This window comes from Streptomyces purpurogeneiscleroticus (assembly GCF_020024005.1).
Lineage (GTDB): Bacteria > Actinomycetota > Actinomycetes > Streptomycetales > Streptomycetaceae > Streptomyces > Streptomyces purpurogeneiscleroticus.
In genome coordinates, this window is the sequence record NZ_NHSG01000178.1 from 60,975 (window position 1) to 87,843 (window position 26,869).

The 26,869-nt window shown below is 71.7% G+C and carries 22 protein-coding genes and 1 pseudogene; 17 read left to right on the plus strand and 6 right to left on the minus strand.

Annotation, left to right across the window (positions count from 1 at the left end; all coding sequences use genetic code 11):
- The 5 genes and pseudogenes from CCS38_RS35515 (at position 1) to helR (ending at position 4,780) form a co-directional block, all read left to right on the plus strand.
- Positions 1–561 carry a phage holin family protein gene (locus CCS38_RS35515; RefSeq protein ID WP_223733065.1) on the plus strand — a complete coding sequence of 187 codons (561 nt, stop codon included), beginning with the start codon at positions 1–3 and terminating at the stop codon, positions 559–561.
- Positions 537–1,193, plus strand: a complete 657-nt coding sequence (locus tag CCS38_RS11150; RefSeq protein ID WP_223733066.1) for a DUF3618 domain-containing protein — start codon at positions 537–539, stop codon at positions 1,191–1,193. Before CCS38_RS35515 ends, CCS38_RS11150 begins: the two co-directional genes overlap by 25 nt.
- A gap of 400 nt (positions 1,194–1,593) precedes the next feature.
- Positions 1,594–1,902 (plus strand): annotated as a pseudogene (locus CCS38_RS11155) (ArsR/SmtB family transcription factor); the annotation flags it as partial.
- Between the two features lie 27 nt (positions 1,903–1,929).
- On the plus strand, positions 1,930–2,478 hold the full coding sequence (locus CCS38_RS11160) for a tellurite resistance TerB family protein (protein ID WP_504740345.1): 549 nt from the start codon (positions 1,930–1,932) through the stop codon (positions 2,476–2,478).
- Between the two features lie 115 nt (positions 2,479–2,593).
- Positions 2,594–4,780, plus strand: coding sequence for an RNA polymerase recycling motor ATPase HelR (helR, locus tag CCS38_RS11165; protein ID WP_223733067.1), 2,187 nt, complete (start codon positions 2,594–2,596; stop codon positions 4,778–4,780).
- Here helR and CCS38_RS11170 read toward each other — a convergent pair.
- Positions 4,767–6,014 carry an acyl-CoA dehydrogenase family protein gene (locus CCS38_RS11170; protein ID WP_223733068.1) on the minus strand — a complete coding sequence of 416 codons (1,248 nt, stop codon included), beginning with the start codon at positions 6,012–6,014 and terminating at the stop codon, positions 4,767–4,769. The genes helR and CCS38_RS11170 overlap by 14 nt on opposite strands.
- A gap of 31 nt (positions 6,015–6,045) precedes the next feature.
- A complete protein-coding gene (locus tag CCS38_RS11175; RefSeq protein WP_223733069.1) occupies positions 6,046–7,656 on the minus strand; it encodes a class I adenylate-forming enzyme family protein in 1,611 nt (536 codons plus the stop codon).
- Positions 7,657–7,822: 166 nt separating this feature from the next.
- On the opposite strand from CCS38_RS11175, the gene CCS38_RS11180 reads away from it, so the two are divergent.
- Together CCS38_RS11180 and CCS38_RS11185 are read left to right on the plus strand one after the other, a co-directional pair.
- A complete protein-coding gene (locus CCS38_RS11180) occupies positions 7,823–8,443 on the plus strand; it encodes a TetR/AcrR family transcriptional regulator (RefSeq protein WP_223733070.1) in 621 nt (206 codons plus the stop codon).
- Positions 8,440–8,895 carry a hypothetical protein gene (locus tag CCS38_RS11185; RefSeq protein WP_223733071.1) on the plus strand — a complete coding sequence of 152 codons (456 nt, stop codon included), beginning with the start codon at positions 8,440–8,442 and terminating at the stop codon, positions 8,893–8,895. Before CCS38_RS11180 ends, CCS38_RS11185 begins: the two co-directional genes overlap by 4 nt.
- 6 nt (positions 8,896–8,901) lie before the next feature.
- On the opposite strand, the gene CCS38_RS11190 is transcribed toward CCS38_RS11185, so the two are convergent.
- A complete protein-coding gene (locus CCS38_RS11190; RefSeq protein WP_223733072.1) occupies positions 8,902–9,540 on the minus strand; it encodes a TetR/AcrR family transcriptional regulator in 639 nt (212 codons plus the stop codon).
- Between the two features lie 168 nt (positions 9,541–9,708).
- Here CCS38_RS11190 and CCS38_RS11195 point away from each other — a divergent pair, with 168 nt between their 5' ends.
- Positions 9,709–10,617: an alpha/beta fold hydrolase gene (locus CCS38_RS11195; protein WP_223733073.1), complete on the plus strand. Its 909-nt coding sequence runs from the start codon at positions 9,709–9,711 to the stop codon at positions 10,615–10,617.
- Positions 10,618–10,669: 52 nt separating this feature from the next.
- On the opposite strand, the gene CCS38_RS11200 is transcribed toward CCS38_RS11195, so the two are convergent.
- Positions 10,670–12,001 (minus strand): formimidoylglutamate deiminase, encoded by a 1,332-nt coding sequence (locus CCS38_RS11200; protein WP_223733074.1) that lies wholly within the window; start codon positions 11,999–12,001, stop codon positions 10,670–10,672.
- A 142-nt stretch (positions 12,002–12,143) separates the two neighbouring features.
- Positions 12,144–13,232 carry a LacI family DNA-binding transcriptional regulator gene (locus CCS38_RS11205; RefSeq protein WP_223733075.1) on the minus strand — a complete coding sequence of 363 codons (1,089 nt, stop codon included), beginning with the start codon at positions 13,230–13,232 and terminating at the stop codon, positions 12,144–12,146.
- A 209-nt stretch (positions 13,233–13,441) separates the two neighbouring features.
- Between CCS38_RS11205 and CCS38_RS11210 the strand changes: the two genes are divergently transcribed.
- Genes CCS38_RS11210 through CCS38_RS11235 form a run of 6 tightly spaced genes read left to right on the plus strand, consistent with a single transcriptional unit; the run spans position 13,442 to position 22,931 of the window.
- Positions 13,442–14,752, plus strand: coding sequence for an ABC transporter substrate-binding protein (locus CCS38_RS11210; RefSeq protein WP_223733076.1), 1,311 nt, complete (start codon positions 13,442–13,444; stop codon positions 14,750–14,752).
- Positions 14,753–14,755: 3 nt separating this feature from the next.
- Positions 14,756–15,634, plus strand: a complete 879-nt coding sequence (locus CCS38_RS11215; RefSeq protein WP_223733077.1) for a carbohydrate ABC transporter permease — start codon at positions 14,756–14,758, stop codon at positions 15,632–15,634.
- Complete coding sequence (locus CCS38_RS11220; protein ID WP_223733078.1) at positions 15,631–16,461, plus strand: carbohydrate ABC transporter permease; 831 nt, start codon at positions 15,631–15,633, stop codon at positions 16,459–16,461. The genes CCS38_RS11215 and CCS38_RS11220 overlap by 4 nt, the downstream gene beginning before the upstream one ends.
- Positions 16,462–16,503: 42 nt before the next feature.
- Positions 16,504–17,727, plus strand: coding sequence for a glycoside hydrolase 5 family protein (locus CCS38_RS11225; protein ID WP_223733079.1), 1,224 nt, complete (start codon positions 16,504–16,506; stop codon positions 17,725–17,727).
- 15 nt (positions 17,728–17,742) lie between these two features.
- Positions 17,743–20,787, plus strand: a complete 3,045-nt coding sequence (locus CCS38_RS11230) for an alpha-mannosidase (protein WP_223733080.1) — start codon at positions 17,743–17,745, stop codon at positions 20,785–20,787.
- Positions 20,788–20,789: 2 nt separating this feature from the next.
- The gene (locus CCS38_RS11235; RefSeq protein WP_223733081.1) at positions 20,790–22,931 is read left to right on the plus strand and encodes an endo-beta-N-acetylglucosaminidase; all 2,142 of its coding nucleotides are present in this window, start codon (positions 20,790–20,792) and stop codon (positions 22,929–22,931) included.
- A 3-nt stretch (positions 22,932–22,934) separates the two neighbouring features.
- Here CCS38_RS11235 and CCS38_RS11240 read toward each other — a convergent pair whose 3' ends face one another.
- The gene (locus tag CCS38_RS11240; protein ID WP_223733082.1) at positions 22,935–23,732 is read right to left on the minus strand and encodes a GNAT family N-acetyltransferase; all 798 of its coding nucleotides are present in this window, start codon (positions 23,730–23,732) and stop codon (positions 22,935–22,937) included.
- A 223-nt stretch (positions 23,733–23,955) separates the two neighbouring features.
- Between CCS38_RS11240 and CCS38_RS11245 the strand changes: the two genes are divergently transcribed.
- The 3 genes from CCS38_RS11245 to CCS38_RS11255 all read left to right on the plus strand — a co-directional run bounded on the left by CCS38_RS11245 (position 23,956) and on the right by CCS38_RS11255 (position 26,863).
- A complete protein-coding gene (locus CCS38_RS11245) occupies positions 23,956–24,963 on the plus strand; it encodes a FecCD family ABC transporter permease (RefSeq protein WP_223733083.1) in 1,008 nt (335 codons plus the stop codon).
- A 104-nt stretch (positions 24,964–25,067) separates the two neighbouring features.
- Entirely contained in the window at positions 25,068–26,024 is a 957-nt protein-coding gene (locus CCS38_RS11250; protein WP_372457045.1) for a FecCD family ABC transporter permease, read from the plus strand.
- Positions 26,021–26,863, plus strand: a complete 843-nt coding sequence (locus CCS38_RS11255) for an ABC transporter ATP-binding protein (protein WP_223733085.1) — start codon at positions 26,021–26,023, stop codon at positions 26,861–26,863. Before CCS38_RS11250 ends, CCS38_RS11255 begins: the two co-directional genes overlap by 4 nt.
- Positions 26,864–26,869 lie beyond the last annotated feature (6 nt).

The following is a 26,869-nucleotide window of genomic DNA, read 5'->3' on the forward strand; positions in this document are numbered from 1 at the left end:
GTGGCCGGTCGACGCCCCGGACAGCCGGGGACGCCTCGGTCCGGTGACGCCGAGCAGCGCGACCCGCGGCTCGGTACTGCGGACGACCGCGCCACCCGGCCGGTTCCCCGTCCCGGCACCGCCGCCGAGCCGGGGCCCGAGCCCGAGACCGGCGGCGCCGGGACGCCCACCACGGAGCGCGACGCGTCGTCCTCGGTGGGCGAACTGATCAGCGATGTCACCAGCGACCTGACGCGGCTGGTCCGCAACGAGTTCGCGCTCGCCAAGGCGGAGCTCAAGGAAGAGGGCAGGAAGGCGGGCAGGGCCGCGGGCATGTACGGCAGTGCGGGTTACGCCGCCGGCCTCACGCTGCTCCTGGCCAGCCTGGCGGCGGTCTACGGTCTCGCGCACGTCATCGACCTCGCCTGGGCCGCCTTGGTGATGGCCGCCGTGTGGGCAGTGGTCGGCGCGGCCCTCTATGCGGCGGGCCGCCGGCGGATGCGCTCTGTCCAGCCGACGCCCGAACGGGCGAAGGATTCCCTCAGGGAGGACGTGAAATGGGCACGACACCCGACGAGCTGAGGCAGGAAGCCGACGCCACACGCACGCACCTCACGCAGACCGTGGACCAGCTGGCCGATCGGGTGAGCCCGCCGCGGGTGGCCCGCCGGAAGGCCGGGGCCGCGCGCGACCGGCTCAGCACGATCAAGGACAAGGTGATGGGCACGTCCGGGCCCGGCGGCCCGAAGGTGGGCGAGAAGGTGCGCGGCGCTACGGAACAGCTGGCCCAGCAGGCCAAGGAGGTGCCCGAGCGCCTCGAGGGCCAGGCCCAGCAGGCACCCGCGCGGATCCGTGAGCAGACCCAGGGCAGTCCGCTGGCCGCCGGACTGATCGCGTTCGGAGCCGGCATGCTCACCGGCGCACTGTTCCCGGCGACGCCGGTGGAGGAGCGCATGGGGCGGGAGGTCCGTGACCGCTCCGAGGACCTGGTGCAGCCGCTGAAAGAGACGGCGCAGGAGGCTGCCCAGAACGTACGCGAGCAGCTGCGCGAGCCTGCCCGGCAGGCCGCCTCAGCCGTACAGGAAACCGCGGAGGAGGCCGGCCGGTCCACCAAGGAGCAGGCCAAGGAGTCGGGTCGGGAAGCCGGCGAAGAGATCCGCCGGACCGGCCGCCGCACCACTGGCGAAGCCCGCCGCGAGCCCGAAGGCCCGTAAGGACGATTCCCATCGGACATACCGCTCGACTCGAACGTACCGCTCGACAACGGAGGCCGCGGCCCTTGGGGGTCGGGGCCTCCGGCCCTGGGCAGGGCTGACGGAGTACCGCACCGGTCGGCCCCCGGCCTTTCTGCTCGGCCGTCCTGTGTACGTCTCGGCGGCAGGGCCGGAGCCTCGATGGGCAGCGCGGCGGATCGCGGCGTCCTCGGTGGCCCTTTCTACCGCGGCCGGCGTGCTCGCCATGCGGGCGATCCTGCGTGGCTCCGGTCATTCGCGGCAGCCGCGCGGCTGACCTCGGAACGAGGAGGTGCGGCCACCGCGGTCGGACCGGCAGCGGGCCGACAGTGGAGCGGCAGTGGACCGGCAGCGGGGCGGTTTCGGTGTTGTGAGAAGGTGAATGCTTCTACGCGGCTGTCGAATCGAGGCGTCAGCGCAGTGTCCGGAGGTGGTCGTGAGCAGGGGCCAGGCGTCGCAGGAGACACCGGTGGATGAGGAAACAGCGGTCTTCCTCAAGGCACTGGCGAGCGAGACCCGGCGGCGGATGCTGGCGCATTTTTCGGGCGCCGGTGAACTCAGCGCCGGGGAGATAGCCGAGCGGAACGGTCTGAGTCCCTCCACCGCCTCCGAGCATCTGCGTCTCCTCCATCGCGGCGGTCTGGTCGACGCCCGCAAGGAGGGGAAGCAGATCTACTACCGGATCGCCGGCGTCACACTGGACCAGCGCCTCTCCGCTCTGCAGGACTATCTGGAGCACTGCCGCCTGCCGGCCGCCCTCCCGGTCGGTGCCGATACCGGTACTGATGCCGGTAACGGTGGCAAGGGGCGGGTGGCTGTCTGGGGGCGTCTCAAGGCGTCCGCTTCGGCGATGCAGAATCAACTCGTGTCGCGCAAGCACGAATTGCGCAGTGGCGCTTTCCGTGACGCGAGTATGGCCATGTGCGCTCTGGTCGCTGCTGCCGACGGCATCATCGACCCCGCCGAGCAGGTCCGGGTCGCTCAACTCATTGCGACGAACGAGGTATTGCAGAACTTCGCCGCGGACGACCTGCAGCGGCGTTTCGAAGAAAACCTCGACCGGCTGGCTCTCAATTTCGAGCACGGGAAGACCGCCGTCCTGCACGAGGTCGGCAAGGCGAGGAAGAAAACCACCGAAGCGCGCGCCGTCATCCAGATCGGCATCATCATCGGCGGCGCCGACGGTGCCTTCATCGAGAGCGAGCAGGCCGTCGTGCGCGAAGCCTGCCGTGCGCTCGGGCTACCCCCGCAGGAATTCGGCCTCTGAGGGAGAAGGGCAAGGAGAAAGCAAGGAGGTGTATTCACTCTCCTTGCCACTCTCAACTTATAGCGCACTGGGGGGCTTGCGGCAAGGCCCCGGTCGTCCCGCAGAATCACTGGCTATGCACCCCCTGACCAGCAGTGCGTTCGACCTTCCCGACCACCTTTCCGCCAAGGCCGACCCGGCCCTGATCGACAACGACGAGCGGCATTTCGCGGCCATCGCCGAGTGCCTTGCGCAGACGATCGCCGAACTGTCCGACCGCCTCGATGCCGAGCGAAAGGCGCCCGGCGGCATCGGCCGGGCGGCCATGGACCGGGACGCCGAGATCCACCGGCTGACCGGCCGCCTGCGCGCACTGCGCCGCTTCGGTCTGGATCTGTGCCTGGGACACATCGTCCGTACGGACAACCCCGAGCCCGTGTACATCGGACGCCTCGGCCTCACCGACAGCGCGGGGCGCCGGCTGCTGCTCGACTGGCGCTCCCCCGCGGCCGAGCCGTTCTTCGCGGCGACCCACGCCCACCCGATGGGGCTGGCGAGCCGCCGCAGGTACCGCTGGACCCGCGGCCGGATCAGCGACTACTGGGACGAGGTGTTCACCCCCGACGGGCTCGAAGGGCACGCCGCGCTCGACGACCAGTCCGCATTCATCGCGAGCCTCGGCGGCAACCGGTCGGAACGGATGCGCGACGTGCTCGGCACCATCCAGGCCGACCAGGACGCCATCATCCGGGCGGGCTCCCGCGGCGCTCTCGTCGTCGACGGCGGTCCGGGCACGGGCAAGACCGTCGTCGCCCTGCACCGCGCAGCGCACCTCCTCTACTCCGACCCGCGACTCGGACACCGCCGCGGCGGCGTGCTGTTCGTCGGTCCGAGCCGGCCCTACCTCGCCTACGTCGCCGATGTGCTGCCCAGCCTCGGCGAGGAGGGCGTGCAGACCTGTACCCTGCGCGATCTCGTCACCGAGGGCGCCGCAGCGGCGATCGAGACCGACCCGGACGTGGCCCGTCTCAAGTCGTCCGGGGACCTGGTGAAGGCGATCGAACCGGCCGTCGGCATCTACGAGGAGCCGCCCACCGAGGGGATGACGGTCTCGACCCACTGGTCCGACATCTGGCTGAGCGCCGACGACTGGGCGGCGGCGTTCGACGCGGTGGAACCAGGTACGCCGCACAACGAGGCCCGTGATCAGGTCCGTGAGGAGCTGCTCACGATTCTGATCGAGAAGCACAACAGTGAAGACGGTGAGGGCAGCGACGTACCGGCCGAGCTGCTCAGGAGGTCGCTGCTGCAGGACCGGGAGCTGATCAGGACCCTCAACCGTGCGTGGCCGATGCTCGAGGCGACCGACCTCGTCGGGGACCTGTGGTCGGTACCCGCCTACCTGCGCAAGTGTGCTCCCTGGCTCAGCCGCGACGACGTGCGCAAGCTGCAGCGCGCGGACGCCCACGCCTGGACGGTGTCCGACCTGCCGCTCCTGGACGCGGCACGGCAGCGGCTCGGCGACCCGGAGGCGTCCGTACGCAGGCGTCGGCAGGAAGCCGCCGTCGCCGCCGAACGTGCGCGCAGGGCCGATGTCATGGACAGCCTGCTGCAGAACGTCGTGATCGACGAGAGCGAGGGCGCGATGGGGATGCTGCGCGGGCAGGATCTGCAGGACACACTGATCGACGAGAGCGCGCTGCCCGGCGCCGAACCGGACCTCCTCGCGGGCCCCTTCGCGCACGTCATCGTGGACGAGGCGCAGGAACTGACCGACGCCGAGTGGCAGATGCTGCTGCGGCGCTGCCCGTCCCGGAGCTTCACCATTGTCGGCGACCGCGCCCAGGCCAGGCACGGGTTCACGGAGTCGTGGCAGGAACGGCTGGAGCGGGCCGGGCTCGACCGGATCACCGTGGCCTCCCTGAGCATCAACTACCGCACGCCGGAAGAGGTCATGGCGGAGGCGGAGCCGGCCATCCGCGCGGCGCTCCCGGATGCCAATGTGCCGACCTCCATCCGGCGCAGTGGTATCCCCGTCGTCCACGGATCTGTGGCGGAGCTGGACTCGGTCCTCGATGCGTGGCTCGGTGCGCACGCCGAGGGAACCGCCTGCGTCATCGGCACTGGTGACATCCACAAGGGCGGATTCCGGGCGACGTCCCGCGTGCGGTCGCTGACCCCGGAGCTGTCGAAGGGGCTGGAGTTCGATCTGGTCGTCCTCATCGACCCGGAGGCGTTCGGCGAGGGCATCGAAGGAGGCGTCGACCGTTATGTCGCGATGACCCGCGCGACCCAGCAACTCGTCATCCTCAGGAGCTCTTGAACGCCAGGTCGCGGGCGATGCCGTTGCGTTGGATTTCGGAGGTGCCGGTCAGGATCCGGAACATGCGGATCTTGCGGAAGAGGTACTCGATCTCGTTGCCCTGGGTGAGTCCTTCCTTGCCGTGGATCTGGACGGCCTCGTCCAGGAGCCGGAAGGCGGATTCGGCGACGAAGAGCTTGCACATGAATGCCTCGGTGCGCGCGTCCTCGCCGCGGTCCAGCGCGGCGAGGGCCGCATAGGTCATGGAGCGGGCGGCGTAGAACTCGGTGGCCATGTCGGCGACCTTGTGCTGGATGGCCTGGAGCGACAGGAGCGGCCGGCCGCCCGCCACTGTGCGGTGGCGGGTGCGTTCCAGCGTGAGGTCCAGGGCGCGGCGCATGGCGCCGAGTGCGGTGGGGCAGTGCAGGAGACGGTTGACGGTGACCCGGCCGAGGGCGATCCGCAGTCCCTTGCCCTCCTCCCCCAGCAGATTCTCGGCGGGCACCCGGCAGTTATCCAGGACGATGTCGCTCTCGATGTGCTCGCCGGACATCGGGGTGGCCCCGTCCAGGACCCGGCAGCCGGGTGTGTCCAGGTCGAGGAGGAAGGCGGAGAAGCGCGGCTCGTCGTCCCCGCGCTCGCTCCCGCCATTGCTCCCGCCCTTGCTCTCGCCTTCCCCCTCGTTCTCGCCGGTGCCGGCCATGCGGGCGACGACGATGGCGAAGTCCGCGAACGGGCCGGCGGAGGAGAAGACCTTGTGGCCGTTGAGGACGTAGTCGTCGCCGTCCCGTCGGGCGGTGGTACGCATGGACCGCACATCGGAGCCGGCGTCGGCCTCGGTGAGCGAGAAGCAGCAGGCGCGCTCCGCGCGCACCACGGGCAGGAAGTAGGTCCGCAGCTGGTGTTCGGTGGCGTACCGCAGGATGTCACCGGCGCGCAGCGGGCCGCCCATGTCGCCAAGGACGCTGTGGCCCAGTACCCGGCCGCTCGCGCCGATTTCCTCCTTCAGCGCGGCCAGTTGGGTTTGGGTGAGGTCCTGCCCGCCGTGTTCCTTGGGCAAGTGGATGCCGTAGAAGCCCAGTTCGCGGCTGCGCTGCCAGACGGGCTGAAGGTCGGCGCGGGTGAGACGACTGGCCCGGGTGATGCCCCGGTCGCATTCGTAGGCGGCCAGTTCGCCGTCCAGGTAGTCGCGCAGCTTGTCGACGAGGGCGGCGAGCTGCGGGTCGGAGTAGGCGGGGCGCAGGGAAAAAGTCATCGGCCGTTCTCTCCTGGTACGGGGCAGCGGGTCAGTTCACGCGGCGGGCGGCGTCGGCCCAGTACGGTTCGCGTACGGCCTTGCGGTCGAGCTTGCCGTTGCGGTTGTGCGGGAGTTCGGGGACGAACTCCACGGAGCGGGGCTTCTTGTACCGGTCGAGGCGCCCGGCGCAGAACTCGATCAGTTCGCCCGGCGTGACGGCGCGCCCCTCGTGGGTCACGACCACGGCCTTGACGGCCTCGCCCCACCGCTCGTCCGGTACGCCGACGACGCACGCCTCCCGTACGGCGGGGTGTTCGTAAAGGGCGGCCTCGACCTCCGTGCAGTAGATGTTGAAGCCACCGGAGATGATCATGTCTTTCTTGCGGTCGACGAGGAAGAGATAGCCGTCCTCGCGCATCCATGCCAGGTCGCCGGTGTGCACCCAGCCGTCCTTGAACGTCTCGGCGGACAGCTCCGGCTCCTGCCAGTACTCGCGTACGCAGTCGGGGCCGCGCACGATCACTTCACCGACCTCGCGCGGCCCCAGCTCGCGGCCGGCCTCGTCCACCACACGTATCTCGGTGTCGTACGCGGCACGGCCGCACGACTGCAGGAGTTCGGGGTCCTCGGTGACGGCGCGGGCGATGTCCTGGCCGGTCAGGCCCGCGACGACGCTGGTGGTCTCGCCCAGGCCGTAGCCCTGCGCGACGATCGGCCCGAACAGGGCGACGGCCTCGCGCAGGCGCTGGGGCGCGATCGGCGCGCCGCCGATGCGGAGGCTGGTGAGGCTGGAGAGGTCCCGGTCGGCCGCCCCGGGGTGAGCGAGCACCATCGTGAGCATGGCCGGCACGAGGAAGGTGGCGGTGATGCGCTCCTTCTCCACGGTCTCCAGGAACGCCTCGGGGCTCCAGGCCGGCAGCACATGGGTGGTGGAGCCGCCGAAGACGCCGGCGAGCAGCCCCATTCCGGTGGCATGGGTGATGGGGCCGCAGGCCAGGTAGCGGGTGCCGGGGCGGGGCCGGGATTCGTCGCTCATCAGCTGTTTGCGCATGTTGGCCAGCCGGTTGCCGAAGGTCTGCACGGCGGCCTTCAGCGCGCCGGTCGAGCCCGAGGTGAAGTTCAGGACGCACGGCTCGTCCTCGTCGACCTCGACGGCGACCGGATCGCCGGTCCCTTCGGCGAGGAGGTCGGCGTACGGAACGCCCACCGGGCCGGCGGCCGGTATCTCGTCGGACGGTGCGTCATCACCCGGTACGTCATCGCCCGGTACGTCGTCGAGCGGTACGGGCAGGCAGTCCGTGCCCGCCGCGGCGATCGCGGCCAGCGCGTCCTCGCGGTGCGCAGCGTCGAAAACCAGGACGCGCACCGGGGCGTAGCGCAGGATGTGGGTGATCTCGCCGCGCCCCAGCCGGGCGTTGACCGGCGCGCGCATCAGTCCCGCCTTGTACAGGGCGAATTCGGTCTCCACCAGCTCTCCCCTGTTCCAGGCGAGGGAGGCGACCGCGTCGCCGGGGCGCAGGCCACGGCCGATCAGCGCGGCGGCCAACTGGTTGGTGCGGCAGTCGAGTTGCCGGTAACTCCAGGTGCGTTCGCCGCATACCAGCACGGTCTCATCGGGCCAGTACCGGGCGCTGCGGGTGAGGTAGGTGCCGAGGTTCAAGGGGTTCTCCAGAGCCGAGGGGCGACATTGAGAGGCAACACGACAACCTGAACGTTTCTAGACAGCTTGTTCAGTAACTTATTCGCTGTCAAGGCTCACGTAGACTCCCCCGGGAGCGACGACGGAACGAAACGCGGCACGAGAAGCGGTACGAGAAGGGGATGCGATGGCCGAGGACAGGCGCACCCGGCGCACCCGGCGGGCCTTGAGCAACGCGCTGGTGGAGCTGGTCCTTGAGCGCGGCTTCAGCGCGCTCACCGTGGAGGACATCACCGAGCGCGCCGATGTCGGCCGGGCCACCTTCTACAGCCACTTCCGGGACCGTGAAGACCTCTTCGCACGGGTGACGGCCGGCCTCCTGGACGGCCTCTCCGAACGGCTCCGCCCCGTCATGGCCGAGAGCCCCGTCGGCTTCACCGGCAAACCCGTACTGGAGATGCTGCGGCACGCCCGCGAGGAACGCGATGCCTACCGGATCGTGCTGCGCGGCGAGGGGGACGGCCGGCCGCTCCAGATGTTCACGGACGCGATCGCCCGGGCCACCGCCGAGGAATTCCGGGACCGCGCCGAGCGCAACGGTGTCGAGCCCAGAATCGACCCGACCCTCCTCGCCCGCGTCTGGGTGGGCGAGCAGATCGCCGTACTGCGCTGGTGGGTGGAGCACGAGACGCCGCCGATGCCGGTCGAGGACGTCGTACGCATGCTCCTCGACCTCGGCATGCACGGCCGATACTGGGCCAGCGGCTTCACCCACGACGAGTCGACGGACGGGACGGCGTCAACGTGAGGAAGAGCATCGGGATCGGAGCATCCCTGGCGGCTGCGGCACTGCTCACCGCGTGCGGGGGCGCCGACGGAAACACCCACCCCTGCACCCTGATGGACGCGCCCGCCGGTATCCAGGTCAAGGTCCACCCGGAGCCGGCGCAACGGACGGCCGACGCGACACTCACGGCCTGCTGGGGCGACACCTGCCGGAAGCGCGCACTGCAACTGCGGGAAATCACCCGGCCGGAAGAACCGGCGGCCAACTGGCCCGGCTTCGCGACCGTACGCGACCTGCCGGGACAGCCGGTGCGCGTCACGCTGGTGCTCAAGAACCAGCGCGGCACCACCCTGCTCGACCGACAGATCACTGTCACTCCGAAGCCCACCTATCCCAACGGCCGCAACTGCTCCCCGGCCGGCCACCAGGCACGCGTGACGGTCACGGAAAAGGGCTCGCTGCTCCCCCGCTGACGAACGTCACTTCCGTCGCTGCCGAGCCGGAGTGCGGTGCTTGTCCGGGCAGAAGATCCGGTCCAGGTGATACTCGAAGATCGCGGTGGCGGACTCCGGGGTGCGCTGGCCGACGAGGACGCCGGTGCCGAGTCCGGCGGACATGGCCAGCAGGCCGGCCGCCTCCGACCGGGGGTCCACACCGGGCCTCAGCAGACCGGACTCCTGTGCCTGCTGGAGGAACCCGTTCAGGGCGGCCTCGGCGGCATCGGGGTCCTTGATGAACGGCTGGGCCGCGAGCGCCGGATCGTTCACCGCCAGGACGGCGTACGAGGTGTAGAGGAGGTGGAAGGTGCGGCTCTCCTCGTCGGTCGGCAGCGCCGCCATCAGGAGCGCCTCGATCATCGCGCGCGGTCCCGGGTGGTCCCCGGCGGCCCGCAGCCGGGCCGCGACCCGCTCACTGAATCGCTCGGCGAGCCGCTGCAGCCCGAAGAGCAGCAGCTTCTCCTTGGTCTCGAAGTAGTACTGCACCAGCCGCAGCGAAACGCCCGCCTCCGCCGCCACGTCGCGCATCCCCACGGCATGCAGCCCGCGCCGGCCGGCGACCCGGACGAGCGCCTCGGCGATCTCGGTCCGCCGCGCTGCGTGATCCACGCGCTTGGGCATCGTCCGGCTCTCCACTCCTCGTTGACGACATGGGTGCAAGACATGGGTGCAGATGCGCACTCCAGCACCCTTGTGCAGGCGCGTACTCCACCAGCCAGGCTTGATGGTACAGCCGTACCATCATCATGGTACGTTCGTATCACAACGTTCGACTACCCGGAGGTGGCCGTGCCCGAGACCGCTGCCCGCATCCAGCCCGAGGTCGGCCGCTATGTGAGCGACGTCCGGCGCGACCGCTACTTCGCGGCCTGCGACGCGGTGTACGCACTGGGGGCGCCCGCGCTGGCGGAAGAGGACGTCACGACGTCCTTCGGCACCACGCACGTCTACCGCTACGGCCCGACGGACCCGGCAGCCCGCCGCCGCACCCCCGTCGTCCTGGTGCACGGAGCGGGCTCCTGCTCCGCCATGTGGTACCCCAACACCCCCGCGCTCAGCGCCGAGCGGCCGGTCTACGCGATCGACACCCCGGGCGATCCCGGCCGCAGCGTGCAGCGCGCACCCCTCCACCGGCCCGAACACGCCGCCCAGTGGCTGGACGAGACGCTCGCCGGGCTCGGGCTCGACCGGGTACATCTCGTCGGTTCGTCCTACGGCGGATGGCTGGCCCTGAACCAGGCGCATCGCAGGCCCGGCCGCCTGGCCTCGGTCACGCTGCTCGACCCCGGCGGCCTGGAGAAGGTGGGGCTGCGCTTCTTCGTCTGGATCTTCGCCGGCCTGTTCGCGACCTTCGCGCCGAAGGCGCTGCGGCCACGGCTGGCGGCCTGGCTGGAGCAGCCGGTGCTCGTCGTGCCGGAACTCCGCACGATGATCAGGCGTGGCGTCCGCGCCTACCGCATCCGCCGCCCGGCGCCGCTGCCCCTCTCCGAAGCCGCACTGTCCGGCATCCGCACCCCGCTGTATCTGGTACTCGGCAAGCGCAGCCTGCTCCTGCACCCGCAGCGGCAAGTGGAGCGCGTCCCGCGCCTGATACCGGGCGCCCGGGCCGAGATCATCGCTCACACCGGCCATGGACCGCAGATCGACCACGCCGAGGAGATCAATCGCCGGATGCTGGACTTCATGGACAGCGTCTGAACCGCCGCCGCCGGACGGCGTGCGGAACACGTCGTCCGGCGGCGGCCCCCGTTCAGCTCGCCAGCAAGGTCGTGATGGCCTTGTCCAGCGCGCCGCCGACGTCCTCGATGTGACGGTGCCGGCCGTCCTCGACGATGAGTTCGCCGCCGGTGACGACATGGCTGACGTCGGCGGCGGTGCCGGCGAACACGGCGTGGGCCAGTGGATCGCCGGCCCGCGCCCCGGCCGTGCGCGGCGAGTCCAGCCGTACGGTGGCGAGATCGGCGAGCCGGCCGGCCGCGATCGCGCCGGCGTTCCAGCCGAGTGCCGTCATGCCGGCCGAGGTCGCGGCGGTGAGCAGTTCGGCGGCGGTCCAGTGGCCGCGGCGGCCGCTGATCAGCCGCTCGTCCAGTTCGATGGCGCGGGCCTCCTCCCACAGGTCGATCATCATGTGCGCGTCGCTGCCGAGGCTCAGCGGTGTGCCGGCCGCCGCCAGCCGGCCGGCGGGGCCGATGCCGTCGGCGAGGTCGCGTTCGGTCGTCGGGCACAGGCAGACGCCGGTGCGGGAGCCGCCGAGCAGCGCGATGTCGGCGGAGTCCAGGTGCGTCGCGTGCACGGCCGTCGCGCCCTCGCCCAGTACTCCCTTCTCGTGCAGCAGGCGGGTGGGGGTGCGGCCGTACCGCTGGCGGCAGGCGGCGTTCTCGGCGGGCTGTTCGGAGAGGTGGACATGGAGCGGGACGCCGCGGCGGCGAGCGTCGGCGGCGACGAACGTCATCGCCTCGCGCGGCACGGCGCGCACGCTGTGCACGGCGGCGCCGATGCGGAGCCGGTCGCCGTCCCGCATGGCGCCCGTGCGCCGCGCCCAGTCCTCGGCGCTGCCGTCGCTGAAGCGCCGTTGCACGCCTTCCAGCCGTCTGCCGTCGATGTCCGCCATGAGGTAGCAGGTGTCGAGGAGAGTGAGGCGGAGCCCCGCGTCGGCGGCGGCGCGGGCGAGCGCGCTGCCCATGGCGTTGGGTTCGTCGTACGGTGTGCCGTCCGGGTTGTGGTGGACGTAGTGGAACTCGCCGACGGCGGTGATGCCGGACAGCGCCATCTCGGCGTACGTGGCGCGGGCGAGGGCGTACATGCGGTCGGGGTCGAGGTGTCCCGCGGCGTCGTACATGACGTCGCGCCAGCGCCAGAAGTCGGTGACCCCGCTCTGGCTGCGGCCGCGGATGGCGCGGTGGAAGACGTGGGAGTGGGTGTTGGCCAGGCCCGGTACGGTCAGTCCTGGCAGTCGGTGGGCACCGGGCGGTGCCGGGGTGTTGTCGGTGACACGGGTGATCCGTCCGTCGGCCACTTCGATGAGGACCTGCTCGGCGACGCCGGTCCCGCCGAGCCAGGCGTACTCGCAATGAAACGTCATCCGGCCTCCCTGACGACGGTCCGCCGCGGCCGGTCACGCACCGCGGCGACCACACAGCTCTCCGTCAACGGTAGTTGACCTCCGAACGACTGGGAACGCCTCGCGCGGACGTGGCGTCAAGACGTCTGTGGCATAGGCGAGTTCAGGATGACTTCGGCGGGCCGGAAGGGCCCTCTTGCGGCCCGGTCGGCGCCGGCCCCGTGCTGCCCCGCGGCTCGATCCGAGGCAGCGGCTCCTGGGTGTGGCCCGCGGGCGCGCCGTCCAGGAGAGCGGTGAGGGCCTGCGCGGCGTGCCGGCCGAAGGCGGCGGTGTCGCGCACCGGTGCGGTCAGCGCCGGGTGGACGCTGCGGCACAGGACCGAGTCGTCCCAGGCCACCAGGGAGAGCTGGTCGGGGACGCGGATGCCGCGCTCGGTGGCGACGGCGAGCCCGGCGACGGCCAGTACGTCGTTGTCGTAGATCAGGGCGGTGGGCGGCCGGTCGCGGTCCAGCACCCGGCGGGTGGCGGCCGCGCCCTCGCTGTCGGAGTAGTCGGTGGTGACCGAGGCGGCCTCGGTGAGACCCAGCCGGGCCGCCTCGGCGCGCAGGGAGGCGATCCGGCGCTGGGTGTGGGCGAATTCGGGCAGTCCGGCGATGTGTGTGATACGGCGGTGGCCGAGCGCGTGGAGATGGCCGACGAGCGCGGCCATGATGCCCGCGTCGTCGGCGCCGAGGGTGGAGATTGCAGGGCTCTCGCCTTCGGCCACCTCCGGCGCGGGGGCACCGATCATCACGGCGGGCAGGCCGAGGCCGCCCAGCAGGTCGGGGCGCGGGTCGTCCTGGCGCGGGTCGACGACGAGGACGCCGTCCACGCGGTGCTCGGCCCACCAGCGGCGGTAGGTCGCGCACTCCGCGTCCAGCCCCTCGACCACCTGGAAGAGCAGCCCCAGCTTCCGTTCGGCCAGCTCCTCCTGGATGCCGGAGACCAGCTGGAGGAAGAAGGACTCCACGCCGAGGGTGCGGGCAGGGCGGGCCAGTACCAGCCCGACCGTGGCCGAGCCCTCGCCGGACAGCGCGCGGGCGGCCGCCCTGGGCTGCCAGCCGAGCTGCTCGGCGACCCGGCGGATGCGGTCGCGGGTCACCGGCGAGACGCCGGGGCGGTCGTTGAGCGCGAAGGAGACCGCGCTCTCGGACACCCCGGCGCGCAGGGCGATGTCCTTCATGGTCGGCCGCCGGGCCGGCGTACGGCGCATGCTCCCTCTTCCGCTGCCCTACTAATGCGCTTGAGTGCGGAAAGACTAAAGCGCATTAGCGCTTGGCGCAACAGGCCCGAACTCACGGCGCTGACCTGTGTGTTCGGAGTGGGAAAAAGAAATCCGCGCAAGAAGTGTTGACGTAACTCGGCGGCTGCGGGCACCTTTTGGGGCGCCCACCCAGGACCGACTGAAGGAGCCCTGCGGTCATGCCCACTTTCCGGGGTACACGTGTGTCCGGACCCGCCCGTACCGCCGTACCGCTGCTGGCGGGCGCACTGCTCCTCAGCGCCTGCGGGGGCGGTGCCGACAATGGCGGCAGCTCCGCCGACGGCAAGGTCAGCGGCCACATCACCTTCCAGACCTGGAACCTCCGGGCCCAGTACAAGGACTACTTCAACGGCCTCATCGACGAGTTCGAGAAGAAGCACCCCGGCACGAAGGTGAAGTGGATCGACCAGCCGGCCGAGAACTACCCCGAGAAGCTCAGCGCGGACGCCGGCGCCGGCACCCTGCCCGACGTCGTGAACGTCTCGCCCGACCTGTCCTACCCGCTGGCCAGAGCCGGGCTGCTGATGAACCTGGACAAGGAGCCGGTCACCGCCAAGGCGAAGAAGGTCTACACGCCGGAAGCCTGGGCGGGCAATCAACTGCCGGGACTGGACGGCGCGTACGCCTTCCCCTGGTACCTCAACACCGGACCGCTCTTCTACAACAAGGCGCTGTTCAAGAAGGCCGGGCTGGACCCGGAGAAGCCGCCGACGACGTACGACGAGCTGTTCGCCGACGCCGAGAAGATGGCGAAGTCCTCCGGCGGCAAGGTCGCCACGCTCGCCGGGGTGCCCGCGATCGAGGACTTCGGGCGGTACGGCGTGAAGCTGATGAACGCCGACGCCACGAAGTTCACGTACAACGAGCCGCGCGGCGTGGAGCTGCTCACCGAGTACAAGAAGCTCTTCAAGAGCGGCGGGCTGGACTCGCAGGCGCTCAGCGCCACTCCGGAGAGCGCGGGGCGGAAGTTCCTCCAGGGCCGCGTCGCCATGAACCCGGGCAGCGCGCCCGACCTCGTGGACTTCAAGGAGAACGCGCCCGACCTGTACAAGAACCTCGGTATCACCGACGCACCGACCAACACGGGCAAGCCCAACATGTATGTGATGGGCCTCGGCGTCAACGACCGCAGCGAGCACAAGGCCGCGGCCATCGCCTTCGCGCGCTTCGTCACCGACCAGCGCAACCAGGAGTCCTTCGCACACGAGGTCGCGGTGTTCCCGAGCACCAAGGGCTCCCTCGACAAGCCGTACTGGACGAAGGACGACGGCACCGACGAGGGCCGGGTGCGGGTGGCCGCGGCGAAGATGCTGGACGGCGCGGTCAATTACACGCCCGTGGTGATGACGGACGAGATGAAGACCGTGCTGCAGAACGAGGTCGCCAAGGCGCTGCAGGGCGACAAGTCGCCGAAGCAGGCGCTGGACGACGCGGTCGCGCAGAGCAACCGGCTGCTGCAGCAGGGCTGAGCCATGAGCGTACGGACCCATCGCGCGGCCAGCCCGTGGCTGTTCCTGCTGCCGGGCCTGGCGGTGGTCGCGGCCTTCATCCTCTACCCCTTCCTCAGCACGGTGCAGCATGCCTTCACCGACGCGCGCACGCTCACACCGGGCGTGTGGGTGGGGCTGCGCAACTTCCAGGAGATGCTGCAGGATCCGCAGTTCTGGACGGCGCTGCGCAACAGCCTGCTGTACGTGGTGGTCGTGGTGCCCTGCACGGTGCTGCTGCCGCTGCTGCTGGCCCTGCTGGTGGAGAAGCCGCTCAAGGGCGTGGTGTTCTTCCGCGCCGCGTTCTACACGCCGGTGGTCGCGTCCGTGGTCGTGGTGGCGCTGATCTGGGTGTGGATGCTGGACGACCGCGGGCTGCTCAACAGCATGCTGGAGGTGCTGGGCGCGGGCCCGGTGTCCTTCCTCGGGGACGCCTGGCTGGTGCTGCTGTGCGCGATGGCCCTGACGGTGTGGAAGGGCCTCGGCTACTACATGATCATTTACCTGGCGGCGCTGGCGCAGGTGCCGAAGGAGCTGCACGAGGCGGCCGCCGTGGACGGTGCCGGGCCGCTGCGCCGCTTCGTCACCGTCACCGTGCCCGCCGTGCGCTCCACGATGGTGCTGGTCGGCGCGCTCTCCTCGGTCGCCGCCTTCAAGGTGTTCTCCGAGGTGTACCTGCTGGCCGGGCCGACCGGCGGCCCGGCCGGGGAGGACAGCACGCTCGTGATGCTCGTCCAGCGCTCCGGCACGGGACTGTCGGGGCGGGTCGGCTACGCCTCCGCGCTCTCCCTCGTCATCTTCTGCATCGCGCTGGTGCTGATGCTGCTCGTGCTGCGCGCCGACCGTAAGGAGAAGTCCGCATGACCCGCGTCGGCCGCACGGAGCGGGTCGTGCGCTACGTCCTGATGCTCGCCGTGCTGGCGATCACCGTCGGGCCCTTCCTGTGGCAGCTGTCCACCTCGCTCAAAGGACCCCACGAGAACATCTACCCCTCGCCCCCGTCCTTCGTCCCGCACGACCCGACCCTCGCCAACTACGCCGAGGTGGCGCGCATCATCCCGGTCTGGGACTACGCGCTGAACTCCCTGAAGGTCGCCGCCGCCAACGTTCTCACCAACTGCGTGGGCGCCGCGCTCGCCGGCTACGCACTGGCGAGGCTGCGCTTCCGCGGCCGTACGGCGGCCGGCCTGGTCTTCGTCGCCGCGCTGTTGGTTCCCCTGGAATCCATCATCATCGCGCAGTTCACCACCATGCGTGACCTGGGCCTGAACAACACACTGGTCGCCGTCGTCCTGCCGGGCAGCGTCGGCGCGCTCAATGTGCTGCTGATGCGCAACGCCTTCCGCGCGATCCCGTACGAGATCGAGGAGGCGGCCGTCGTGGACGGCGCGAACGTCTGGCAGCGCTTCTGGCGCATCGCGCTGCCGTCGGTGAAGGGCACCGTCGCGGTCGTCGCGATTTTTGCCTTCATGGGCGCCTGGGACGACTTCCTCTGGCCGCTGATCGTGCTCTCCGACCCGGACCGCTTCACCCTCACCGTCGGCCTGAACTTCCTGCACGGCACCTTCGCGGACAAGCCGCGGGTGGTCGCCGCCGGAACCATCATCGCGGTGGCCCCGCTGATCGTGATGTTCGCCTGTCTGCAGCGTTACTTCTTCCGCGGCGTGGGCGAGGGCGCGGTCAAGGGCTGAGCGCCCGATCCGCCCGGCCCACCCCTGTCGAACAGGACCCGTATGCCCCCGATGCGCTTCGGCGTGAACTACACGCCCACCCGCGGCTGGTTCCACCACTGGCTCGACTTCGACCCGGACGAGGTCCGCGCCGACCTGGACTCCGTCGCGGCCCTCGGCCTGGACCACGTACGCGTCTTCCCGCTCTGGCCGCTCTTCCAGCCCAACCGCACCCTGATCCGCCCGCGCGCGGTGGACCAGCTGGTCGCCCTCGCCGACGCGGCCGCCGAACGCGGCCTGGACGTCGCCGTCGACGGCCTCCAGGGCCACCTCTCCAGCTTCGACTTCGTGCCCGCCTGGACCACGACCTGGCACCGGCGGAACCTCTTCACCGACCCGGACGTACTGGACGGCCAGGCGGCGTACCTGGAGACGCTGGCCGCGGCCCTCGCCGACCGGCCCAATTTCCTCGGCATGACCCTCGGCAACGAGACCAACCAGTTCGCCGGCGACCCGCATCCGGACCCCGATCGCATCACGCCCGGTCAGGCCGCGGACTGGCTGGAGCGGATGCTCGCGGCGTGCGAGCGGGGTGCGCCGGGGCGCCTGCATCTGCACGCTTCGTACGACGCGGCGTGGTACCTGGACGGGCATCCGTTCACGCCGCAACACTCCGCGACGCTGGGCGCGCTGACCGCCGTGCACGCGTGGGTGTTCAACGGGACGGCGCAGCGGTACGGGCGTGAGTCCACCGCCACGCGCCAACACGCCGCGTACCTAGTGGAGTTGTCCAAGGCGTGGGCGGTGGATCCGCGGCGCCCGGTCTGGCTCCAGGAGGTCGGCGCGCCGGCGCCGCACATCCCCGCCGAGCACGCTCCGGCGTTCGTACGGGACACCGTGCGCGCCGCGCTGGACTGCCCTGACCTGTGGGGCATCACGTGGTGGTGCTCGCACGACGTGGACCGGGCGCTGGCCGACTTCCCCGAGCTGGAGTACAGCCTTGGGCTGTTGTCGAACGACCGGCGGGTCAAGCCGGAGGGGGCCGCCTTCGCGGAGGCCGTACGGGCATTCCGTGCGGAGCCGCGTACCGCCGCGCCGCGCACCCTGGCCCTGGCCGTCGGGAGCGCGGGCCCCGACTGCGCCCCCGGCGGCCCGGTCTTCGAGGCGTGGATGCGGCTCGCGGAACGCGGCCTGCGACCGGCCTGCGTACGGAGCGAACGAGCTGCGGACAGCACGTATCTGCAGGAACGCGGCATCGCGGAAGTGATCCAGCCCCACGAGGCGTGAAGGAGCCGTACCGATATGCACGACCACCGCACCACCACCGAAGCCCGTCTGAAGCGGGTGCTGGAAGAGCGTCTGTGGCCCGCCGTGTATCCGGAGTCGGTGCCGCTGGCCGTCGGCGTGTGGCACGCGCCCGGGGAGCCGGTGCCGGTCGCCGAGGGCCTCGCCGCGCCGCGTACGCCCATCGAGGCCGGTGCGCCGTGGGGCCCGCCGTGGGGCACCAGCTGGTTCACGGTCAGCGGCACCGTCCCCGGGGAGTGGGCGGGCCGGACGGTAGAAGCACTGCTGGATCTGGGCTTCGACGAGAACATGCCGGGCTTCCAGTGCGAGGGCCTGGTGTACCGGCCCGACGGCTCCCCGGTGAAGGGCCTCAACCCGCGCAACCAGTGGGTGCGGATCGCCGCCCCGGCCCGCGGCGGCGAGGAGGTGCAGCTGCACATCGAGGCGTCCGCCAACCCCGTCATCCTGGACTACCACCCCTTCCTCCCCACCGAGCTGGGCGACCGGGAGACGGCCGGTGACGTGCCGCAGTACAAGCTGGCCCGGATGGACCTCGCGGTGTTCGACAGGACCGTGTGGGAGCTGGCGCACGACCTGGAGGTGCTGGGCCAGCTCATGGCCGAGCTGGGCGAGGACACGGCGCGCCGCTGGGAGATCCTGCGGGCGGTGGAACGCGCCCTGGACGCCGTCGATCTCCAGGACATCGGGGGCACGGCGGCCCGCGCCCGCGAGCGGCTGACCGGCGTACTGGCCGCGCCCGCGCACGCCTCAGCGCACCGCATCAGCGCCGTCGGCCACGCGCACATCGACTCGGCGTGGCTGTGGCCGCTGCGCGAGACGGTGCGGAAGGTCGCCCGTACGGCGTCCAACATGACGGCGCTGCTTGAGGACGAGCCGGACTTCGTGTACGCGATGTCGCAGGCGCAGCAGTACGCGTGGCTGAAGGAGCACCGGCCCGAGGTGTACGCGCGGGTGAAGAAGGCGGTGGCGGACGGCCGGTTCGTGCCGGTGGGCGGGATGTGGGTGGAGTCGGACACCAACATGCCGGGGTCCGAGGCGCTGGCCCGGCAGTTCGTGCACGGCAAGCGGTTCTTCCTGGAGGAGTTCGGGGTCGAGACGGAGGAGGTGTGGCTGCCGGACACCTTCGGGTACTCGGCGGCGCTCCCCCAGCTCGTCCGGCAGGCGGGCGCCAAGTGGTTCCTGACGCAGAAGATCTCCTGGAGCCGGGACAACAAGTTCCCGCACCACACCTTCTGGTGGGAGGGCCTGGACGGCACGCGGGTGTTCACGCACTTCCCGCCGATGGACACCTACAACGCGCAGCTGTCGGGCCAGGAGGTGGCGCACGCGGCGCGCAACTTCCGCGAGAAGGGCGCGGCGACCCGGTCGCTGGCGCCGACGGGCTGGGGCGACGGGGGCGGCGGCACGACCCGCGACATGCTCGCGCGGGCGCGGCGGCTGGCCGACCTGGAGGGCTCGGCCAAGGTCGTCTTCGAGAAGCCTTCGGCCTTCTTCGAGAAGGCGCACGCGGAGTACCCGGACGCGCCCGTATGGACCGGCGAGCTGTATCTGGAGCTGCACCGCGCGACGCTGACCAGCCAGGTCCGTACGAAGCAGGGCAACCGGCGCAGCGAGCATCTGTTGTACGAGGCGGAGCTGTGGTCGACGACGGCGGCCGTGCGGACCGGATTCGCGTACCCCTACGAGGAGCTGGACCGGCTGTGGAAGGAGGTGCTGCTGCACCAGTTCCACGACATTCTGCCGGGCACCTCGATCGCCTGGGTGCACCGGGAGGCCGCCGAGCGGTACGCACGCGTCGCGGCGGAGCTGGAGGCGCTGATCGGGGCGGCCCAGCGGGCGCTGGCGGGCGACCCCGCGGCCGGCGGCACGCTGGTGTTCAACGCGGCGCCGCACGGGCGGGACGGTGTACCGGCGCGCGGTGCGCGGCCCGAGCCGGAGGCGCCGAACGGCACGGGCTGCGTGCCGCGCGCGGGCGGCGGCTACGTCCTGGACAACGGGCTGCTCCGGGCGGAGATCGACGGCCGCGGGCTGCTGGTCTCGCTGTACGACCTGCGGGCCGAGCGGGAGACGCTGGCCCCGGGCAAGGCGGCCAACCTGCTCCAGCTGCACCAGGACTTCCCGACGATGTGGGACGCCTGGGACGTGGACGAGTTCTACCGCAACACGGTGACGGACCTGGTGGACGCCGAAGCCGTGGAGGCCGTGGCGGGCGGGACGGCCGGCGCCGTACGGGTCCGGCGTACCTTCGGCTCCTCGGCCGTCGAGCAGGTGCTGACGCTGCCGCCGGGCGCGGCGCGGCTGGAGATCTCGACCGAGGTGGACTGGCACGAGACGGAGAAGTTCCTCAAGGCGGCCTTCCCGCTGGACGTGCACGCCGACCGGGTCGCGGCGGAGACCCAGTTCGGGCACCTGTACCGGCCCACGCACACCAACACCAGTTGGGACGCGGCGAAGTTCGAGGCGTGCGCGCACCGTTTCGTGCACGTCGAGGAGCCTGGCTGGGGCGTCGCCGTGGTGACGGACTCGACGTACGGGTACGACGCCTCGCGCGCCGCCCGGGAGTCGGGCCGCGGCACCACCACGACCGTACGGCTCTCCCTGCTGCGCGCGCCACGCTTCCCCGACCCGCGCACGGACCAGGGCGTGCACCGCTTCCGCTGCGCGCTCGTGCCGGGTGCCGGGATCGGCGACGCGGTGCGGGAGGGCTGGGCGCTGAACCTGCCGGAGCGGCGGGTGCCGGGCGCCGCGGCGGTCGAGCCGCTGGTGGCGGTGGCCGACGAGGCCGTCACCGTCACGGCCGTGAAGCTCGCGGACGACGGCAGCGGGGATGTGGTGGTACGCCTCCACGAGGCCCGCGGCGGGCGTGTCCGCACGGAGCTGGTCTGCGGCTTCCCGGTGGCCTCCGCGGTCAGGTGCGACCTGCTGGAGCGGCCGGCCGGGACCGGTGAAGAGCGGTGCGAGGGCGGCGTACTGGCCCTGGAGCTCCATCCGTTCGAAATCGTCACGCTGCGGCTGGGCCGCGGCGCCACAGAGGAGGCGTGACCGTGAGCAGTGGACCGCTGGATCGCAGAACCTTCGTGCGGATGCTGGGCGCGGCCGGGGTGGCCGTGGGCTTCGCCGGGCCGCTCGGCCCGTTCGGGGCGCGCCCCGCCGTCGCCGCACCGGCCGCCGCGGCGGCCACGCGCGGGGCCCACCAGCCCTTCATGCACGGCTACGACGCGGCCGCGCTGAAGACTTGGAGCCCGGAGACGGACCGCTGGGCACGGTACTTCCGTTCCCGTGTGCCGCTCGCCGCACGCATCCCGGCCTTCGCGGCCACTCAGGCGGACCCCGGCCTCGCCACCGGACCGCAGCTGATGAACCTCAGCTTCGACTACGACAACTCCTTCTTCACCGCCTATAAATACGGCGACGTCTTCGCCCGCAGGCTGCTGCGCTTCTGGCAGTACACCGATCTGTACGGCTCCTGGCACGGGCTGCCGGTGGACGGCTCGCCGGAGGACGAGCCGGTGCACGGTGTGGTCAATCCGCCGAACCCGGCCTGGACGGATGCCGCGCACCGCAACGGCGCGCGCAGCCTTGGCTGCTGGTTCTGGCCGCGGACGGGTGAGTTCGGTGACTATCTGGAGCGGCGGGCCGACGGCTCGTACCCGGTGGCCGACGGCATGCTCGCGATGGCGGAGTACTTCGGCTTCGACGGGTACTTCCTGAACCAGGAGGCCGAGATCTCGTCGGCCGACGCGCACGAGCTGATGCGGATGCTGGAGTATCTGCGGGCGAAGGCGCCCGAGGGCTTCCACCTCCAGTGGTACGACACGATCATGACGAACGGGAAGCTGGACTATCAGAACGCGTTCAACGACAAGAACGCCGACTGGGTGCAGCACGGTGACACGCCCGTCAACCACAGTTTCTTCGCCAACTACTGGCTCACCGAGGAGGGCGTCGCGACCTCGCGCCGCACGGCCCTGGAGCGGGGCCTCGACCCGTACGAGGCGGTCTTCCACGGCACTGAGACCGAGAAGTACGGCTTCAATCCGCCCTTCGACACCCGGATCGTCTGCCCCGACGGGGAGCCGGCCCGCACCAGTTGGGCGCTGTTCGGCTCGCACTTCCCCTGGGACCGCTATCCGGACCGGGAGGACCCGGACGCGCAGGGCGAGGTCTTCGTGCGCGAGCGGCACTACTGGTCGGGGCCGAACGAGGACCCGACCCGGACCGGGCGCACGGAGTACGTGCCCTGGCCGGACGAGGACGACGGCAAGCCGCGCGACGAGCACAACTTCCGCAAGTGGGACGGCGTGGCCCGGTACATCACGGAGCGGTCGGTGATCGGCGGCTTCCCCTTCGTCACCCGCTTCAACACCGGGCACGGCCGCGCCTTCTTCCTGGCGGGCCGCCAGGTCTCCGACCGGGAGTGGAACAACATCTCCATCCAGGATGTGCTGCCCACCTGGCAGTTCTGGACGCGGGGCGCGGGCGGCGCGGAGCCGCTGCGTGCGGAGTACGACTACGGGCTGGCGTACGACGGCGGCTGCTCGCTGCGCTTCTCGGGCCGGCTCACTCCGGAAGGGCCCACGACCGCCCGGCTGTTCAAGACCCGGCTGCGGGTCACGGGCGGGGAGCGGGCGCGGCTGGTGTACGCGACGGACGGCCGGGAGGGCCGGGTGGAGCTGGGCCTGATCACCGAGGAGGACCCGGACACGGTCACCTGGCTGCCGGCCGGCCGCCCCGACGCCGGCCGTCGCTGGACCACCGCGGAGTTGCCGCTGGCCGCGCTCGCGGGGCGTACCGTCGCCGCGGTGGCCGTCCGGTTCGCCACCACGGGCGGCCCCGCCGACCACACCTTCCGGCTGGGCGAACTCGCCTTCCTGCCGGGCCGCCCGGCGCCCCGTCCGGCGGCGCCCGCCGGCTTCACGGTCGACGCCGTGCACCCCGCCGGGGACACCGCCGAGGTCTTCCTCTCCTGGCGGGTGGCGCGGCAGGGCGTCTGGTACTACGACCTCACCCGGGAGCTGCCGGACGGCCGTACCGAGTCGCTGGGGCGGATCTTCGACGACGTGTACTACGTCAAGGCGCTGGACCGGGCCGGGGCGGAGCGCGGGACGGAGCTGCGGCTGACGGCGGTGGCGCCGGACGGCACACGGGGCGGGACGGCCGTGGCCACGGTGCGCTGGCCGGGCTGACCGTCAGCCGGCGGCCGCGGCCCCGGGCGTGTACACGTACGGGGTCGTGGTCGTGAGCGGCGCGAAGCCGAGCCGCTGGAGGATGGGGCGGCTCTGGTCGGAGGCGTCGACCTGGAGGTACGGGTAGCCGCGCGCCGCGGCGATGCGGGCGCGGTGGGCGATCAGGGCACGGTAGATGCCGCGGCCGCGCCAGGCCGGGTCGGTGCCGCCGCCCCAGAGGGTGGCGAAGGGCGCGTCCGGCGGCAGTTCCATGCGGGCCGCGCTCACCGGGGTGTCCCCGGCCATGGCGACCACCGCCGCCACCGTTTCCGGGGCCGCGGCGAGCCGGTCGAGGACCTCGCTGCGGAAGCGGGCGCGGCCGGGGCCGAAGGCGCGCTCGTGGACGGCTGCCATGAGGTCGACGCCGGCGGCGTCGGTCACCGGCTCCAGGCGGACACCGGCCGGGAGGTCCGCCGCGGTGGGGAGCTCGCGGGTCTCGGCGGCCATCAGGGTCTCCGTCGGCTCGGGGACGAAGCCGGCCGCACGCAGGCGGTCGGCGAGGCAGGCCGGGCGGTCGTGGGCGTACAGCTTCCATTCGAAGGCCCGGCCGAGCGTGGTGAAGTACCGGATCTGTTCGGCGATCGCGGCGTCCGCTGTGGCGGGCGTGAGGTCCGCCCAGAGGACGCCGTGCCAGCCGTCGGCCCGCTCGGCGGTCTGGCGGACCACACCGTCCACGCGCTCGATCCGAACGCCGGGGCCGTCGGGCCGCGCGTCCTGTCGCATGCGCCGGTCGTACATCGAGAGCACCGCTGCGTGATTCATCCGGTCACCTCAGCAGGTGGCGTGCTGCCGGACAACCGGATTTGCACCCCTCCGGAGGTGAGCGGCCGGGCCCGCACGGGTAGAGAGAGTGGGTCGCTCCGCTTCACCGGGGCATCAAACTGGACAGTTCGCCGATTCCCGTCACCGCGCTTGCAGCGAAGGTTTGCCTAACCTAACGTTACGACGCGTGTTGACGACCAAACCACCAGCTACCGCGGCCCCAGTGGCCGGCGCGCGGCCTCCTTCGGTGTTGCTGCGGGGCATCCCGCTGCTGATCGCCGGGCTCTGCGCACTGGCCGTGTGCGCCGCCCTGAGCCTCGCCGTGGGCACGCGCTCGGTGCCGCTGTCCACCGTGCTCGACGCCCTGAGCGGGCAGGCCCACGGGCGCGACGCCATCGTGGTCACCGGCCTGCGGCTGCCGCGCACCCTCGTCGGGCTCGCGGTCGGCGCCGCACTGGGCGTGGCCGGCGCGGTCGTCCAGGGCATCACCCGCAATCCGCTCGCCTCGCCCACGACGCTGGGCATCAACAACGGCGCCGGCTTCGCGGTCGTGGTCGCCATCTTCGCGCTCCACCTGACGCGGCCCGTGGAGTACATCTGGTTCGCGTTCGCCGGTGCGGCCGCCGCCGCGCTGTTCGCGCAGGCGCTGGCCCGGCGGGCCGGCGACCTCGATCCCGTACGGCTCGCGCTCGGCGGCACCGTGCTCCAACTGGTGCTGCTCTCCTGGACCTCGACGGTGATGCTGGCGAGCAAGCGGTCGCTGGACGAGGCCCGCTTCTGGCTGGCCGGGTCGCTGGCGGAACGTCCCCTCTCCGTGCTGTACCCGATGCTGCCCACCCTCGTGATCGGCCTCGTGCTCGCCCTGGCGATCACCCCGGCGCTCAACACCCTCGCGCTCGGCGACGATTCCGCGCAGGCGCTCGGCGTGCCGGTCGCCCGGATCCGCATGGCCGGCGGCCTGGCCGTGGTGCTGCTCGCGGGCTCGGCGGTCGCCGTGGCCGGTCCCATCGCCTTCATCGGCCTGGCCGCGCCGCACCTCGTACGGCAGCTGCTCGGCTCCGACCACCGGATGCTGGTGCCCGGCTGCATGATCGCGGGCCCGCTGCTGCTGCTCACCGCCGACATCCTCGGCCGGGTCGTCATCCGGCCCTCCGAGCTCCAGGTCGGCATCATCAGCGCCTTCCTGGGCGCGCCGCTGCTGGCCGTACTGGCGCGGAAGGTGGCCCGGTGAGCGACGTCCTGAAGACCGAGAAGGCGCGCGTCGCCGCGCCGCACCCGGCCAAGTCCGCCCATCCCGGCCGCCGCACCCTGCTGCTGACCGGTGCCGCCCTCGCCGTGCTGCTCGCGCTCGTCACCTGCTCGGTGGCGGTCGGCGAGACGCCGCTGGCGCCCGGCGCGGCGCTCCAGGGGCTGCTCGGCCTCGGTGACAGCGCCGACGTGCTGATCGTCCAGCAGTTCCGGGCGCCGCGCATGGTCGCGGCGATCATCGCAGGCGCGGGCCTGGCGGTGGCCGGCGCACTGCTCCAGCGGATGTTCCGCAATCCGCTCGCCTCGCCGGACGTGATGGGCGTGACCGGCGGCGCCTCGTTCGGCGCGGTGGCGATGCTCGCCGCCGGTGCCTCCCAGGCGCTGATCCCGCTCGCCGCGCTGGGCGGCGGGCTGCTGGCCGCCGTGCTGCTCGGGGTGTTCGGCTGGCGCTCCGGCGTCAGCGCGACCCGGCTGGTGCTGGTCGGCCTCGCCGTCCAGGCCGGGCTGACCGCCGCGGTGAACTTCATGGTCGTACGGTTCCCCACCGAGCTGGCCGGCTCGGCGCTCCAGTGGACCACCGGCTCGGTGTACGGGCGGACCTGGACGGAGGTGTGGGCCGCGGGCGCCGCCGTGGTGGTCGCGCTGGCCGGCGCCTTCCTCCTGCACCGCAAGCTCGCCGTGCTGGACCTCGGCGACGACTCGGCCGGCGCGCTGGGCGTGAACACCTCCACCGCCCGCCTCCAGGTGCTGGTCACCGCCGTCGCGCTGGCCTCGCTGGCCGCCGCGCTCACCGGCCCGGTCGCGTTCGTCGCGCTGGCCGTCCCGCACATGGTGCGGTTCCTCGCCGGGCCGCCGACCGCGGGGACCCTGGCCCTCACCGGCCTCGCCGGTGCCGTCCTGCTGCTCGCCTCCGATCTGGTGGCGCAGCATCTGCTGCCGGTCAGCGGGCTGCCGGTCGGGGTGGTCACCGCCACCCTCGGCGCGCCCTGGCTGCTGGTGCTGATGATCCGTCAGAGCAGTTCCGTCAACAGGAGTGTCCGATGACCGCCAACCAGCTGAAGGCCCCCGAACAGCAGGCCAACCAGCTCGCTACGCACGGCCTCGACCTGCGCTACGGCGACCGGCTGATCGTCGGCGGCCTCGACCTGGAGCTGCCCGGCGGCGCCGTGACCGCCGTCGTCGGTCCCAACGCCTGCGGCAAGTCCACCCTGCTGCGCGGCCTGACCCGGCTGCTCGCCCCGGCCGCCGGCACCGTCACCCTCGACGGCTCCGACATCCACCGGATGTCCGCCAAGGCGCTCGCGCTGCGGATGGGCCTGCTGCCGCAGCAGCCGGTCACCCCCGACGCGATCACCGTCGAGGCGCTGGTACGGCTCGGCCGCTACCCGCACCAGAAGCTGCTCAGCCCCTGGTCCGAGAAGGACCAGGCGGCGGTGGAGGAGGCGCTGGAGCGCACCGGCACCGCGGCGCTGCGCCACCAGCCCGTCGACCAGCTCTCCGGCGGTCAGCGGCAGCGCGCCTGGATCGCCCTCGCGCTCGCCCAGGACACCGACCTGCTGCTCCTCGACGAGCCCACCACCTTCCTGGACCTGCGGCACCAGCTCGATGTCCTCGACCTGGTCGCCGAACTGCACTCCGAGGCGGGCCGCACCGTGGTGATGGTGCTGCACGACCTCGGGCAGGCCGCCCGTTACGCGGACCACCTCGTGGTCCTCAAGGACGGGCAGCTGGCCGCGGCCGGCGCCCCGGCGGACATCCTCGACGCCGAGCTGGTCAAGTCCGTTTTCGACGTCGACTGCCGGGTGATCCCCGACCCGGAGACCGGCACCCCGCTGGTCGTCCCCAAGGGCCGCGCGGTACGCCGTACCGCCGTGTCCGTCTGACGGCCC